11 protein-coding genes are annotated in these 13,617 nt (G+C 70.0%); 6 read left to right on the top strand and 5 right to left on the bottom strand.

Going from position 1 to position 13,617, the window contains the following annotated elements:
* Nucleotides 1-57: 57 nt before the first annotated feature.
* Nucleotides 58-489, bottom strand: a complete 432-nt coding sequence (locus KCI33_RS06865) for an Lrp/AsnC family transcriptional regulator (protein WP_212524024.1) — start codon at nt 487-489, stop codon at nt 58-60.
* Nucleotides 490-618: 129 nt separating this feature from the next.
* On the opposite strand from KCI33_RS06865, the gene KCI33_RS06860 reads away from it, so the two are divergent.
* The 3 genes from KCI33_RS06860 to KCI33_RS06850 are packed head-to-tail and all read left to right on the top strand — an operon-like array spanning nt 619 to nt 5,168.
* Nucleotides 619-1,770 carry a type III PLP-dependent enzyme gene (locus KCI33_RS06860; protein ID WP_212524023.1) on the top strand — a complete coding sequence of 384 codons (1,152 nt, stop codon included), beginning with the start codon at nt 619-621 and terminating at the stop codon, nt 1,768-1,770.
* Between the two features lie 46 nt (nt 1,771-1,816).
* Nucleotides 1,817-4,114, top strand: a complete 2,298-nt coding sequence (locus tag KCI33_RS06855) for a xanthine dehydrogenase family protein molybdopterin-binding subunit (protein WP_212524022.1) — start codon at nt 1,817-1,819, stop codon at nt 4,112-4,114.
* Nucleotides 4,115-4,118: 4 nt separating this feature from the next.
* Entirely contained in the window at nt 4,119-5,168 is a 1,050-nt protein-coding gene (locus KCI33_RS06850; RefSeq protein ID WP_349252188.1) for a DUF2235 domain-containing protein, read from the top strand.
* Nucleotides 5,169-5,272: 104 nt separating this feature from the next.
* Here KCI33_RS06850 and KCI33_RS06845 read toward each other — a convergent pair whose 3' ends face one another.
* Together KCI33_RS06845 and metF are read right to left on the bottom strand one after the other, a co-directional pair.
* Nucleotides 5,273-5,761: a PaaI family thioesterase gene (locus KCI33_RS06845; protein ID WP_212524021.1), complete on the bottom strand. Its 489-nt coding sequence runs from the start codon at nt 5,759-5,761 to the stop codon at nt 5,273-5,275.
* A gap of 47 nt (nt 5,762-5,808) precedes the next feature.
* Entirely contained in the window at nt 5,809-6,675 is an 867-nt protein-coding gene (gene metF, locus KCI33_RS06840; protein WP_212524020.1) for a methylenetetrahydrofolate reductase [NAD(P)H], read from the bottom strand.
* 100 nt (nt 6,676-6,775) lie between these two features.
* Here metF and KCI33_RS06835 point away from each other — a divergent pair, with 100 nt between their 5' ends.
* From KCI33_RS06835 to KCI33_RS06825, 3 genes are all read left to right on the top strand, one after another.
* The gene (locus KCI33_RS06835) at nt 6,776-7,681 is read left to right on the top strand and encodes a LysR family transcriptional regulator (RefSeq protein ID WP_212524019.1); all 906 of its coding nucleotides are present in this window, start codon (nt 6,776-6,778) and stop codon (nt 7,679-7,681) included.
* A 94-nt stretch (nt 7,682-7,775) separates the two neighbouring features.
* Nucleotides 7,776-8,318, top strand: coding sequence for a flavin reductase family protein (locus KCI33_RS06830; protein WP_212524018.1), 543 nt, complete (start codon nt 7,776-7,778; stop codon nt 8,316-8,318).
* Between the two features lie 145 nt (nt 8,319-8,463).
* The gene (locus KCI33_RS06825) at nt 8,464-9,252 is read left to right on the top strand and encodes an inositol monophosphatase family protein (protein ID WP_212524017.1); all 789 of its coding nucleotides are present in this window, start codon (nt 8,464-8,466) and stop codon (nt 9,250-9,252) included.
* 96 nt (nt 9,253-9,348) lie between these two features.
* Here the strand turns inward: KCI33_RS06825 and KCI33_RS06820 are convergent, their stop codons facing one another.
* Together KCI33_RS06820 and putA are read right to left on the bottom strand one after the other, a co-directional pair.
* On the bottom strand, nt 9,349-10,089 hold the full coding sequence (locus KCI33_RS06820) for a rhomboid family intramembrane serine protease (RefSeq protein WP_212524016.1): 741 nt from the start codon (nt 10,087-10,089) through the stop codon (nt 9,349-9,351).
* Nucleotides 10,090-10,120: 31 nt separating this feature from the next.
* On the bottom strand, nt 10,121-13,576 hold the full coding sequence (gene putA / locus KCI33_RS06815) for a bifunctional proline dehydrogenase/L-glutamate gamma-semialdehyde dehydrogenase PutA (RefSeq protein ID WP_212524015.1): 3,456 nt from the start codon (nt 13,574-13,576) through the stop codon (nt 10,121-10,123).
* Nucleotides 13,577-13,617: the final 41 nt, after the last annotated feature.

The raw sequence follows: 13,617 nt of genomic DNA, 5'->3' as shown, positions 1-13,617 counted from the left end.
CCATCTCGGCAAGTGTTGCAGCGTGATCTAGCGAATGGGGGCGGGGAGGCCAACCCCTCAGAGCGCCCGGTCGATCCGCGTGGACAGGTGGATCAGGCTTTCCGAGGATTTCACGCCCGGGATTTCGCCGATCCGGTCGAGCACGTCGTCGAGCGCCGCGGTGGTCTCGGCCGCGACCTGGAGCAGCATGTCGAACCGGCCCGAGGTGGTATGTGCCGCCTCGACCGCCGGCAGCGCCCTGAGGCGGCTGAGCACGGCGGGCTGCGCGCGCGGCTCGACCGTCAGCAGCACCGTGGCGCGGATGCGCGCGCCGCTGATCGCGGCGCCGAGCCTGACGGTATAACCGGCGATGGTGCCGCTGCCCTCCAGCCGCTCCAGCCGCGCCTGCACGGTGGAGCGCGCCAGCCCCAGCCGGCGCGCAAGCTGCGCCACCGAGATGCGCGCGTCCTGCGCGAGAAGGGCGAGAATCTGCTGGTCGATCGGGTCCATGGTCAAAATGCCAGTTTTTACCGTCATAATAACGATAAAAGACGTCATTTCAACCGATGTGCCGGATGAATCCGGCTGTGCCAGGCGACATCCTGTCCAGAAAACGCAAGGGACAGGGAGCAACAGCACATGGAACTGAAACAGCGCATCTGGGCCGATCCGGGCCAGTATCTGCGCGCCGAGCAGCCGGACGCGCCGGTGCTGTTCTGCGCGCCCTCGGTGCTGCGCGAGACGGCGCGGGGGTTCATCGACGGCTTCGGCGGGCTGGTCACCTACGCGGTCAAGGCCAACCCCGAGGCGCAGGTGCTGGAAAGCCTGGCGGCGGCGGGGATCGGCACCTTCGATGTTGCCTCGCCCTCCGAGATGGCGCAGGTGCGCGCGGTGCTGCCCGGCGCGGTGCTGCATTACCACAACCCGGTGCGCTCGGAGGCGGAGGTGGCGGCGGCGCTGGACCACGGCGTTGCCTCCTGGTCGGTCGATTCGCTGAGCGAGCTGGGCAAGCTGGCGGGCCGCGTGCCCCGGGGCAGCGAGATCGCGGTGCGGTTCAAGCTGCCCGCGCCGGGCGGCGCCTATGATTTCGGCACCAAGTTCGGGGCGGGCGAGGACGCGGCGCCGGCGCTGCTGAGGGCGGTGACGGCGCGCGGGCTGCGCCCGGCGCTGACCTTCCATCCCGGCACGCAGTGCACCGAGCCGCGCGCTTGGGCGCGCCATATCGAGGCCGCCGCCCGGATCGCCGGGGCGGCCGGGGTGCGGCTGGTGCGGCTGAACGTCGGCGGCGGGTTTCCGGCGCATCGCGGCGGCGCGGCGCCGGCGCTCGGCGCGATCTTCGAGGCGATCCACGCCGCGACGCGGCGCGCCTTCGGCGCCCGCGGCCCCGCGCTGGTCTGCGAGCCGGGCCGGGCGCTGGTGGCCGAGGGGCTGGTGCTGGCGGCGCGGGTCAAGGCGATCCGCGACGGCGCGGACGTGTTCCTCAACGACGGCATCTACGGCGCGCTGGCCGAACTGCCGCTGATGGGTGTGCCCGGTCGCGTCGCGGTGATTGCCCCCGACGGCACCCCGCGCCGGGGCGCGGCGCTGCCGCGCGCGGTGTTCGGTCCGACCTGCGACAGCCTCGACACCCTGCCGGGCCGCCCCGCCCTGCCGGCGGACATGGTGGAGGGCGATTACCTGCTCTTTTCCGGTTTCGGCGCCTACTCGGCGGCCACCGCGACCCGCTTCAACGGCTATGGCGAGTTGCGCCGGGTGACGGTCTTGTCTGCGGGGCTGGACAGCGGAAACTGAACGGCTACTGTCACCTGCGGGAAAAGCCAGCCGCGGGGAGAGCATGATGGATAAATTCGGGCAGAGCCAGACCGTAAAGAGAACCGAGGATGTGCGCCTGCTGACCGGGCACGGCCGCTATGTCGACGATATCGCGCCCGAGGGGGCGCTCTACGCCCATTTCTTCCGTTCGCCGGTGGCCCATGCCGAGATCGCGGCGCTGGACCTCGAGGCGGCGCGCGCCGCGCCGGGCGTGCATCTGGTGCTGACGGCCGGGGATCTGGAGGCCGCGGGCGTGCGGCTGGACATGGAGGCGACCGTGGTCGAGAACCGCGACGGCACGCGGGGCGCCGCGCCGGTCCGGCCGCTGCTGGCCAAGGGGCGGGTGCGCTTCGTCGGCGAGGCGGTGGCGCTGATCGTGGCCGAGAGCCGCGCGCAGGCGCTCGACGCGGCCGAGTTGATCGGCTTCGACTATGACGAGCTGGAGCCGCATCTGGCGCTGGCCCCCGGCGGCACGGCGATCCACGCCGAGGCGCCCGGCAACCTGGCCTATGATTTCGGCCTCGGCGACGAGGCCGCGGCGGCGGCCGGCTTTGCCAAGGCCGCCCATGTGGTGAAGCTGCGCATCCCCGACAACCGCATCATCGTGAACTCGCTTGAGCCGCGCGGCGCCTATGCCGAGTGGCAGGACGGCCGCCTGCACCTGTGCTTCGGCGGGCAGGGGGTCTGGGGCATGAAGGGCGAGCTTTGCCGCGCCTTCGGCTTCGCGCCAGAGCAGGTGCGCGTGACCAACCCCGATGTCGGCGGCGGCTTCGGTATGAAGGGCATGGCCTACCCGGAATATTTCGTCATCGCCGAGGCCGCGCGCCGGCTCGGCCGGCCGGTGCACTGGATGTCCGAGCGCACCGAGGCGATGCTGTCGGACAATGCCGGGCGCGACCTGGTGAGCGAGGCTGAGTTGGCCTTCGACGCCGATTACAGGATCGTCGGCTACCGGGTGGACACGATCTCCAACCTCGGCGCCTACAACTCGGGCTATGCCCAGCCGATCCAGTCGGAGCTGTTCGCCAAGGTGCTGACCGGCCCCTATGCCATCCAGGCCGCCTACATGCGGACGCGCGGCATCTTCACCAACACCACGCAGGTGGACGCCTATCGCGGCGCAGGCCGGCCCGAGGCGATCTATGTGCTGGAACGCCTCATGGACCGCGCCGCGCGCGAACTGGGCGTCGACCCGCTGGAGCTGCGGCGGCGCAATTTCATCCCCGGCGACGCGTTTCCCTACCGGACGGTGTCCGACCAGCTTTACGACGTGGGGGATTTCCACCGGGTGCTGGGCCGCGCCGAGGAACTGGCCGACATGGCCGGTTTCCCCGCGCGCCGCGCGGCGAGCGAGGCGCAGGGCAGGCTGCGCGGGCTGGGGCTGTGCTATTACATCGAATCGATCCTCGGCGACCCGACCGAGGGCGCCAAGGTGGAGTTCCGCGAAGACGGCGGCGTGAACCTCTATGTCGGCACGCAGTCGAACGGGCAGGGGCACGAAACCGTCTATGCCAAGTTCCTGTCGGACCAGAGCGGCATCCCCTTTGACGCCATCACCGTGATCCAGGGCGACAGCGACCTGATCGCCACGGGCGGCGGCACCGGCGGCTCGCGCTCGGTCACCGTGCAGAGCAGCGCGACGCTGGCCACGGTCGAGAAGATGATCGCCACCTTCACCCCCTTCGTCGCCGGCGAGCTGGGCGTGGACGAGGCCGATCTGCGCTTCGAGGACGGCACCTTCCGCGCCGAGGGCACCAACCAGCGCCCGACCGTGATGGAGGCCGCCGGGATGGCCCGCGCCGCGGGCCGCGACGATCTGCTGGTGCACCAGGAACGCTATACCCTGCCGGGCCGCTCCTACCCCAATGGGGCGCATCTGGCCGAGGTCGAGATCGACCCGGAGACCGGCAAGGTCAGCGTGGCGAAATACACCGTGGTCGATGATTTCGGCAACCTGATGCACCCGACGCTGGTCGAGGGCCAGGTGCAGGGCGGCGTGGCCCAGGCCATCGGCCAGGCGCTGTGCGAACAGGTGGGCTACGACGACGAGGGCCAGCTGCTCACGGCAACGTTCATGGACTACGCCATGCCGCGCGCCGATATCTGGCCGATGATGACCTTCGCCACCGAACCCACCCCCTCCACCGCCAACCCGCTGGGCATGAAGGGCTGCGGCGAGGCCGGCACCGTGGGCGGCATGGCCGCCATCGCCAACGCGGTGCAGGACGCGCTCTGGGCGCGCGGGGTGCGCGCAGCCGACATGCCGTTCACGCCGCTGAGGGTCTGGCAGATGCTGCAGGAGGCCGAAGACGCGGCTGCTTGACCGCATAACCCGCTGGTTCCGCGGCCCGCGCCGCGGAACCGAGGCGCACACGCCCCTGCGCGGGCGCCAGCCGCTGAGTCATGTGATCATCCTCGACGGCACCCTGTCCTCGCTCGCGCCGGGGCGCGAGACCCATGCCGGCACCACCTACAAGCTGCTGAGCGAACTGCCGGCCGGCGCCGCGGTCTCGCTCTATTACGAGGCGGGAATCCAGTGGCCGGGCTGGCGCCGCGGCCATGACGTGGCGCTGGGCCGCGGCATCAACCGCCAGATCCGCCGCGCCTACGGCTACCTCGCCTCGCGCTACCATCCCGGCGACCGGATCTTCCTGATCGGTTATTCCCGCGGCGCCTACGCCGCGCGCTCTCTGGCGGGCGTGATCGAAAGCGTGGGGCTGCTCAAGGCGGAACACGCCACGGTGCGTAATGTCCGCCAGGCCTACCGCCACTACCAGGCGCAGGGCGACGGCCCGGCCGCGCGCGCCTTTTCCCGCGCCTATTGCCACGCCGACGCCGAGATCGAGATGATCGGGGTCTGGGACACGGTCAAGGCGCTGGGCCTGCGGCTGCCGCTGGTCTGGATCCTGGCCGAGCGGCGGCACGCCTTCCACAACCACGCGCTGGGGCAGACGGTGCGCCACGGCTACCACGCGCTGGCGCTCGACGAGACGCGCGCGGTCTTCGCGCCGGTGCTCTGGCGCTGCCCGCCGGGCCGGGAGGACGCGGTCGAGCAGATGTGGTTCCGCGGCTGCCACGGCGATATCGGCGGCCAGCTCGACGGGTTCGAGCCGGCCCGGCCGCTGGCCAATATCCCGCTGGTCTGGATGCTGGAAAAGGCCGAAGGTTGCGGCCTGCCCCTGCCCGAGGACTGGCGCGGGCGCTTTCCCTGCGACGCGGGCGCGCCCTCGGTCGGGTCGTGGCGCGGCTGGGGCAGGCTGTTCCTGCTGCGTCGCCGCCGCCGCCCCGGGCAGGATCCCTCCGAGGCGCTGCACCCCAGCGCCCGGGGCGCCCCGCGCGCCGCGCATCTGCGGCTGGGCCTGTCCGAACTGTCCTGACTTCTTCTTGGCGCAAATACTCAAATCCCACGGCCTCGGCGCGTCCCGGCGGCCGCACCTCTGGTCGGCCGGTCGCGATGAGTATTTTTCCCAAGAAGAAGGGATCAGCGCATTTGCAGGATCAGGCAGGTGGTCGTGCCGGTGGCGTAGAGCCGGCCATCCGCGACACCGCGGATCTCGCCGCTGGCCACGCCGGTGGAGCGGCCGGCATGGGCGACGCGGCCGTCGGCCTCGATCTCCGTTCCGGGCGGGATCGGGCGCAGGATGTTGATCTTGTATTCCAGCGTCGTGTAGGCGGCGCCTTTCGGCACGCGGGTCATCACCGCGCAGGCCATGCAGCTGTCCAGAAGCGTTCCGTACCAGCCGCCATGCACCGTGCCCATCGGGTTGGTGTGGCGGAACTCCGGCGTGCCGCGGAACACCACGCGCCCCTCCTCGACCAGGTGGGGGTGGTAGTTCAGCCCCTCCGAGATCGGCGGGCGGGCGATCTCGCCGCGCAGCATCATCTGCATGAATTCGAGCCCCGAGATCGACAGCATCTCGTCGCGCGAGGGCAGGTCAGCGGGGCTGAGGGCGGTCTTGAAGCGGGTCATGGGGCCTCCCGGGTGTCGCGCGGGCAGATAGCCCGCGGGGGCAAGGCTCAGGCGACCTTTTCCAGCGACCCGGCGGGCTGCACGCCGAGCGCGTGGCAGATGTCGCGGGTCAGGTGCGGCTTGTTCAGCGTGTAGAAATGCAGATCCTCGACCCCGCCCTCGATCAGATCGGTGCACAGCTCGGTGGCCAGCGCCGTGGCCAGCAGCTCCTCGCGCCCGTCGCGGCTGGCGGCGTCAAAGGCCTCGTCCAGCCAGGCGGGCACATGCGCGCCGCAGCGTTCGGCGAACTTGCGCACGCCTTTCCAGTTCTCGATCGGCAGGATGCCGGGGATGATGGGCGCGTCGATGCCGGCCTTCTCGCAGGCGTCGCGGAAGCGGAAATAGGTCTCCGCCTCGAAGAAGAACTGGGTGATGGCCGAGGAGGCTCCGGCGTCGATCTTGCGCTTCAGCCAGTCCACGTCGGCCTGGGCGCTGGCGGCCTCGGGATGCGGGTCGGGGTAGGCGCCGACGCGGATCTTGAACTTGCCGGTCCCGGCCAGCGCCTCGATCAGCTCGACCGAATTGGCGAAGCCCTGCGGGTGGGGCGTGAACCGGCCCGCGCCTTTCGGCGGGTCGCCGCGCAGCGCGACGATCTCGGTCACGCCGGCCTCGGCATAGGCGTTCACGATTTCCATCGTCTCGTCGCGGGTGGCGTCCACGCAGGTCAGGTGCGCGGCCACGTTCAGCCCGTAATTCTTGTGGATGGTGGCCACCGCCTCATGGGTGAGCTTGCGGGTGGTGCCGCCCGCGCCATAGGTGACCGAGACGAAACCGGGGTTGAGCGGCGCCAGCACCTGAACGGTCTCCCACAGCCGGAAGCTGGCCTCCAGCGACTGGGGCGGGAAGAATTCGAACGAAACGCGCGGGGCGGTCATGGCAGATTCCATCTGGGTTATGTGTTGAGGCTCTTGTCGCACGGGAGCATTTGTGAAACAAATTCATAATTCTCAAGATCAATATGAAATTCGCGACGATATGCACCTGGAACTGCGCCACCTGCGCACGATCAAGGCGATCCATGAGGCCGGCGGGCTGGCCCGCGCGGCAGAGCAGCTGCACATGACCCAGTCCGCGCTGAGCCACCAGGTCAAGGGCCTGGAGGAGCAGGTGGGCATGGAGCTGTTCGTGCGACGCTCCAAGCCGCTGAAACTCTCCTCGGCGGGGATGCGCCTGCTGCGGCTCGCCGAAAAGGTGCTGCCAGAGATCGCCGCCACCGAGGAGGAGTTCCGCGCGCTGCATTCCGGCAAGTCGGGGCGGCTGCACATCGCGCTGGAATGCCACGCCTGTTACGACTGGCTGCTGCCGGTGCTGGAGGAGTTCCGCCACGCCTGGCCCGAGGTTGATGTCGATATCCGCCCCGGCCTGTCGTTCGACGCGCTACCCGCGCTGGCGCGCGAGGCGGTGGACCTGGTGATCTCCTCCGACCCGGAGGACATCCCCGGCGTGCAGTTCGCGCCTCTGTTCGACTACGCGCCGGTGCTGGTGGCCTCGTCGCAGAACCCGCTGGCGCGGAAAGCCTATGTCGAGGCCGAGGATTTCCGTGAACAGATGCTCTTCACCTACCCGGTGGAGCGCAGCAAGCTCGACATTTTCACCGAGTTGCTGACCCCCGCGCGGGTTGAGCCGCGGGCGATAAGGCAGGTGGAGCTGACGGCGGTGATCCTGATGCTGGTGGCCTCCAACCGGGGCGTGGCGGTGCTGCCCGACTGGGTGCTGCGCGACGTGGCCGACAACCCCGATTACGCCATCCGCCCGATCACCGAGGCGGGGCTGACGCGGCGGATGTATGCCGCGACGCGCAGTGAGGATGCAGCGAAACCCTACATGGCGCATTTCATCCGCCTCGCCCGCACGGTGCCGGTGAAGCTGCAGCGGGAATAGGCGCCAAGGGCGGAGTGCGCAGAGATGCCCCGGCAGGCCGCGACCACCCGAAATGCGGTATGCTATAGTCCCCTCGTGCGGAACGGAGGCGGCGATGGAAACTCTGCGGATCGGCAAGGCGTTCACCCTGATAGAGCCGGGGCCGGTTGTTCTGGTCACGACGCATGACGGGCGAAAAGACAACGTGATGACCATCACCTGGACCATGGTGCTGGACTTTTCCCCGAGATTCGCCATCGCGACCGGGCCCTGGAACCATTCCTACGCCGCGCTTCGGGCCTCGCGGGAATGCGTGCTCTCGATCCCCGCGGCGGACCTGATCGACACCGCCGTCGGCGTGGGAACCTGTTCTGGAGAGGACACGGACAAGTTCGCTCGGTTCGGCCTCACCCCCGTGAAGGCCCGGCATGTTCGCGCGCCGCTCATAAAGGAGTGCCTGGCGAATATCGAATGCCGGGTCGTCGATATCCTGGAGCCCTACAACATCGTCGTGCTCGATGGCCTTGCCGCCTATTTCGACGGCTCCCGCGCGGAGACAAGAATGATCCATGCCGTCGGCGACGGCACCTTCATCGTGGACGGGCGCAGGATCGACCGAAAAGAGATGATGCGCGCCAAGCTCCCGGACGGGATATAGACCCGGGCCGGGTCCCACAGCTCGCACCCGTCGCGCCGCGCCGCTTTCGCCGCTCGGGGCGCGCGCTTCGCCCGCGATTCGGCCATCCCCCTTGGCAACAGTCCCTCGGCGGCGTATACGCGCGGCCTGACAAAGGAGTCCCCCGATGATCGGCAGCGCAAATCTCAACATCATGATCAAGGCCGCCCGCAAGGCCGGCCGCAGCCTCGTGAAGGATTTCCGCGAGGTGGAGAACCTGCAGGTCTCGATGAAGGGGGCGGGGGATTTCGTCTCCAAGGCCGATATCGCGGCGGAGAAGATCCTGCGCGACGAACTGATGGGCGCGCGCCCCACCTATGGCTGGCTGGGCGAGGAAACCGGCGGCGCTGACGGCAAGGATCCCACCCGCCGCTGGATCGTCGATCCGCTGGACGGCACGACCAACTTCCTGCACGGCCTGCCGCACTGGGCGATCTCGATCGCGCTGGAGCACAAGGGCGAGATCGTGGCCGGCGTCGTCTTCGATGCGGCCAAGGACGAGATGTTCTTCGCCGAGAAGGGCGCGGGCGCCTGGATGAACGAAAGCCGCATCCGCGTCTCGGGCCGTAACCGCATGACCGAGGCGGTCTTCGCCACCGGCGTGCCCTACGGCACCAAGAAGACCCTGCCGGCCACGCTGCACGACCTCAGCCGGCTGATGCCGCAATGCGCCGGCGTGCGGCGCTGGGGCGCGGCCTCGCTCGATCTCGCCTATGTCGCCGCGGGCCGCTACGACGGCTACTGGGAACGCGAGCTGCACGCCTGGGATCTCGCCGCCGGCCTGATCATCGTCAAGGAGGCGGGCGGCCTCGTCGGCCCCGTCCGCGAGGGCCACGATCCGCTCGAACATGGCGACGTTCTGGTCGCCAACGAATCCATCTACGACGCCTTCGCCAAGGTCATCCGGGGGGCGTGACCCCCTTCTTCTTGGCAAAAATACTCATCTGAGCCGCCCTCGCCGCGCTCGCGCGGCCGGGGCGTTTGCGTCCCCTGCAAGGCCCTTCCTCGCCCCTCAGCGCCGCCGCCGGACCACCGGGATCGGGCTGCGCCGGTAGCGCGCATCGGGATGCGGCGGGTGGCCGTGGGTGCGCTGCCAGAAGGCCGGCCCGCCGCGCGCCAGCCACAGCGGCAGGATCAGCACCAGTCCCGCGACAAAGCCCCCCGCATGCGCCCAGTAGGCCACGCCGCCAACGTCCGAGGCCGCCGAGGCCCCGCCGAACAGCTGGAAGGCGAACCACACCCCGAGCATGATCCAGGCCGGCAGGGGAAAGATGCGGAAAAAGATGACGAAGACGAACAGCACGTCCACCCGCGCGCGGGGGAACATCAGCAGATAGCCCCCCATCACCCCCGCGATGGCGCCCGAGGCGCCCACCGTCGGCACCAGCGAGCCGGGATCGGCAAGGAACTGCGCCAGCCCCGCCGCGATGCCGCTGGCGAGGTAGAAGCCGAGAAACCGCAGGTGCCCCAGCTCGTCCTCCAGGTTGTCGCCGAAGATGAACAGGAACAGCATGTTGCCGCCCAGGTGCATCAGCCCGCCATGCAGGAACATCGAGGTCACCAGGCCGTGCAGCAGCACCCCCTGCGAGATCGCCGCCGGGATCAGCGCCCAGTCGAAGAAGAAGCGCTGCAGCGAGCGCGGGTCGGACATGAGCGACCAGTAGCTGAGAAACACCAGCACGTTCACCGCGATCAGCCCGTAGGTGACGTATGGCGTGCGACTCGACGGGTTGTGATCGCGGATCGGAAACATGGGGCGCAGGCTAGCCCGCCCGCGCCGGGGGTCAAGCCTCCGCCACCTCTGCCAGCAGCGCCGCGTTGCCGCCCGAGGCGGTGGTGTCGATGCAGACATGGCGCTCCAGCAGCACATGGCCGGCGTCGGGCCGCGCGGCGATCAGCGGCAGGATCGGCCCGGGGCGGCGGGCGAGTGCCTGTTCATGGCGCCGCGCCGTCCCGGCATCGCCCCAGAAAAGCACGCCGCCGAAGCCTGTCAGCCCCTCCAGCGCCTGCGGCGTCAGGCTGCCCGGCACCTCGACCGCGGCGCCGCCCAGCGCGCGGACGGCCCCGGCTTGCGCCCGGGCCGCCGCCGAACCGGGGCCGAGGCACAGCAGCGGCGGGCGCGGGAAATGCGACAGCCGGTTCGATTCGCCGGTGGGGCCGGGCAGGTCCCGTGTCTCCAGCGGGCCCGTGACGCGGGCGGCGGCATCGAGCGCGGCCTGCACCGCGGCCGGATCGGCGGGCGGCTCGGTGTCGCTGCCGGCCCTTCCCGGCGCGGGCCGGGTGAAGCGCGGCAGGTAATGCGGCCCCCCCGCCTTGGGTCCGGTGCCCGACAGCCCCTCGCCGCCGAAAGGCTGGCTGCCCACGACCGCGCCGATCTGGTTGCGGTTGACATAGAGGTTGCCCACGCGCAGCCGCGCGGTCACCTCCTCCACCCGGTCGTCGATGCGGCTGTGCAGGCCGAAGGTCAGGCCGTAGCCGGTGGCGTTGATGTCGTCGATCACCCGCTCCACCTCGCCCGCGCGGAAGGTGGCGAGATGCAGGACCGGGCCGAAGACCTCGCGCCGCAGATCCGCGATGCCGTTGACCGCGATCACCGCGGGGGCGTGGAAATGCCCCTGCTGCGGCGCCGCGCCCTGCCAGATCAGGCGTCCCTCGGCGCGGGCCCTTTCGACATGGGCGGCGATCTCGGCATGGGCCTCGGCATCGATCAGAGGGCCGGTGTCGGTGGCCAGATCCCACGGGTTCCCCAAGGCAAGATCCTGCATGGCGCCGATCAGCATAGTCTTGAAATTGGACGAGATTTCCTCCTGAACATAGAGGCAGCGCAGGGCCGAGCAGCGCTGACCGGCGGATTGGAAGCTTGACGCCAGCACATCGCGCACAGCCTGTTCGGGCAGCGCGGTGCTGTCCACGATCATGGCGTTCAGCCCGCCGGTCTCGGCGATCAACGGGGTGCCGGGGTCCATGTGGTCGGCCATGGCGCGGCGGATCACTTGCGCGGTCTCTGTGGAGCCGGTGAAGGCCACGCCGGCGATGCGCGGGTCCGAGCTCAGCGCCCCGCCCACGGTCGCCCCGTCGCCGGGCAGCAGTTGCAGCGCCGCGCGCGGCACGCCGGCCTGATGCAGCAACTCCACCGCCGCGTGGGCGACCAACGGCGTTTGCTCGGCCGGTTTGGCCAGCACGCCGTTGCCCGCGGCCAGCGCCGCCGCGATCTGCCCGGTGAAGATCGCCAGCGGGAAGTTCCACGGCGAGATGCAGGCGAAGATCCCCCGCGGGTGCGCGCCGGGGTCGATCCGGGTGGCGTAGTAGCGCAGGAAATCCACCGCCTCGCGCAGTTCGCCCACCGCATCGGGGATGGTCTTGCCCGCCTCGCGGGCGAGGAGGGCGAAGATTTTCCCGTGCTGTTCCTCGTAAAGGTCCGCGGCGCGATCGAGGATCGCGGCGCGCTCCCCGGCGGGGGCGTCCCAGGGGCGGGCGGCATCGAGCGCAGCGGCGACCTGTTCGGGCGTCGCCGGATGCACCTGGCCGAGTTTGTCGGTCAGGTCGGCGGGATTCCGAACCGGCTGGGGCGCGCCGTTCGGCAGGTCGGCGGCGAGGATCGGTGCGGCGGTGAACCGTGCCGCGCGGAAGGGGGCGCGGGCGGCCTCGATCGCGGCCAGCGCGGGGCGGTGGGCGATATCCCAGCCGCGGGAATTGCGCCGCCCGGGGAACAGATCGGGGCCGCGTTTCAGCGCCGGGTGGGCCGGCGCATCGAGATGCGCCAGCACCTCCTCGAACGGGTCGGCGGCGACGACCTCGGGCGGGACGGTTACGTCGACGATCTGGTTGACGAAGGAGCTGTTGGCGCCGTTTTCCAGCAGCCGGCGCACCAGATAGGCCAGCAGGTCGCGATGCGCGCCGACCGGCGCGTAGATGCGGCAGCGGGTGTTTTCGGCTGCCTGAACAATGTCATGCAGCCGCTCGCCCATGCCATGCAGGCGCTGGAACTCGAAGCTGTCGCGGTCGACCGCCATGTCGAGGATCGCGGCGACTGTATGCGCGTTGTGGGTGGCGAACTGGGGATAGATCCGGTCGGTCATCGCCAGCAGCTTGCGCGCATTGGCGATATAGCTGACGTCCGTGGCGGCCTTGCGGGTGAAAACCGGGAAGCCCTCGACGCCCAGAACCTGCGCGTGCTTGATCTCGCTGTCCCAATAGGCGCCCTTGACCAGCCGCAACATGAAGCGACGGTCGAGGGTTTCGGCCAGCGCGTGGAGCCAGTCGATCACATGAGCCGCGCGGGGGCCGTAGGCCTGCACCACCACGCCGAACCCGTCCCAGCCGGCCAGCGCGGGGTCGGCGGCCACCGCCTCGATCACGTCGAGCGACAGCGACAGCCGGTCGGCCTCCTCGGCATCGACGTTGAAGCCCATGTTGGCCTCTCTTGCCTGCAACGCCAGCGCGCGCACGCGCGGCACGAGTTCATCCATCACCCGGGCGCGCTGGGCCTCTTCGTAGCGGGGATGCAGCGCCGAGAACTTGACCGAGATCCCGGGATTGCGGCGCGAATCCGTGTCGCGGGCGGCGCGTCCGATGGCGGCGATCGCCTCGGAGTAGGATTTTTGATAGCGCCGCGCGTCGGCCTCGGTGCGGGCCGCCTCGCCCAGCATGTCGTAGGAATAGCTGTAACCCCTGGCCTCCATCCCGGCGGCGCGTTTCATCGCGTTTTCAATGGTTTCACCCAGGACGAACTGCCGCCCCATCTCGCGCATGGCGCGGTGCACGGCGTTGCGGATCACCGGCTCGCCCAGCCGTTTCACCGCGCCCCGCAGGGCGCCGATCACGCCTGGCGCCTTTTCTTCGAGCACCTTTCCGGTCAGCATGAGGGCCCAGGTCGAGGCATTGACCAGCGGCGAGGCGGAGTGGCCAAGATGCCGCCCCCAGTCCGACGGCGCGATCTTGTCCTCGATCAGCGCGTCCATGGTCTCGGCGTCCGGGACCCGCAGCAGCGCCTCGGCCAGGCACATCAGCGCGATCCCCTCGTCGGTGGAGAGCCCGTATTCGGCAAGAAACACCTCCATCAGGCCGGGGCGCGCGGTGGCGCGGATGTCGCGCACCAGCCCGGCGGCGCGGGCGCCGATGCGGGCGCGGTCGGCGGGCGACAGCGCGGCCAGCGCCAGCAGCGCGCGCAGGGCCGCGCCTTCGTCGGCATAGGTCGCGGCGTCGATGCGGGCGCGCAGCGGGGCAAGGGGCTGTGTCATCATGGACCTCCGGTATTTGTCCCAGTATACCGTGGCTGTGG

This window comes from Actibacterium sp. MT2.3-13A (assembly GCF_018139985.1).
In the GTDB taxonomy this organism is placed as follows: Bacteria; Pseudomonadota; Alphaproteobacteria; order Rhodobacterales; family Rhodobacteraceae; genus JAGSOU01.
This window is presented reverse-complemented; position numbering and strand designations above follow the sequence as displayed.

Excerpts from the sequence above, each read along its gene's own strand:
- KCI33_RS06865 (WP_212524024.1), bottom strand. The coding sequence starts at position 489 with ATGGACCCGATCGACCAGCAGATTCTCGCCCTTCTCGCGCAGGACGCG.
- KCI33_RS06860 (WP_212524023.1), top strand. The coding sequence starts at position 619 with ATGGAACTGAAACAGCGCATCTGGGCCGATCCGGGCCAGTATCTGCGC.
- KCI33_RS06855 (WP_212524022.1), top strand. The coding sequence starts at position 1,817 with ATGGATAAATTCGGGCAGAGCCAGACCGTAAAGAGAACCGAGGATGTG.
- KCI33_RS06845 (WP_212524021.1), bottom strand. The coding sequence starts at position 5,761 with ATGACCCGCTTCAAGACCGCCCTCAGCCCCGCTGACCTGCCCTCGCGC.
- metF (WP_212524020.1), bottom strand. The coding sequence starts at position 6,675 with ATGACCGCCCCGCGCGTTTCGTTCGAATTCTTCCCGCCCCAGTCGCTG.
- KCI33_RS06835 (WP_212524019.1), top strand. The coding sequence starts at position 6,776 with ATGCACCTGGAACTGCGCCACCTGCGCACGATCAAGGCGATCCATGAG.
- KCI33_RS06830 (WP_212524018.1), top strand. The coding sequence starts at position 7,776 with ATGGAAACTCTGCGGATCGGCAAGGCGTTCACCCTGATAGAGCCGGGG.
- KCI33_RS06825 (WP_212524017.1), top strand. The coding sequence starts at position 8,464 with ATGATCGGCAGCGCAAATCTCAACATCATGATCAAGGCCGCCCGCAAG.
- KCI33_RS06820 (WP_212524016.1), bottom strand. The coding sequence starts at position 10,089 with ATGTTTCCGATCCGCGATCACAACCCGTCGAGTCGCACGCCATACGTC.
- putA (WP_212524015.1), bottom strand. The coding sequence starts at position 13,576 with ATGACACAGCCCCTTGCCCCGCTGCGCGCCCGCATCGACGCCGCGACC.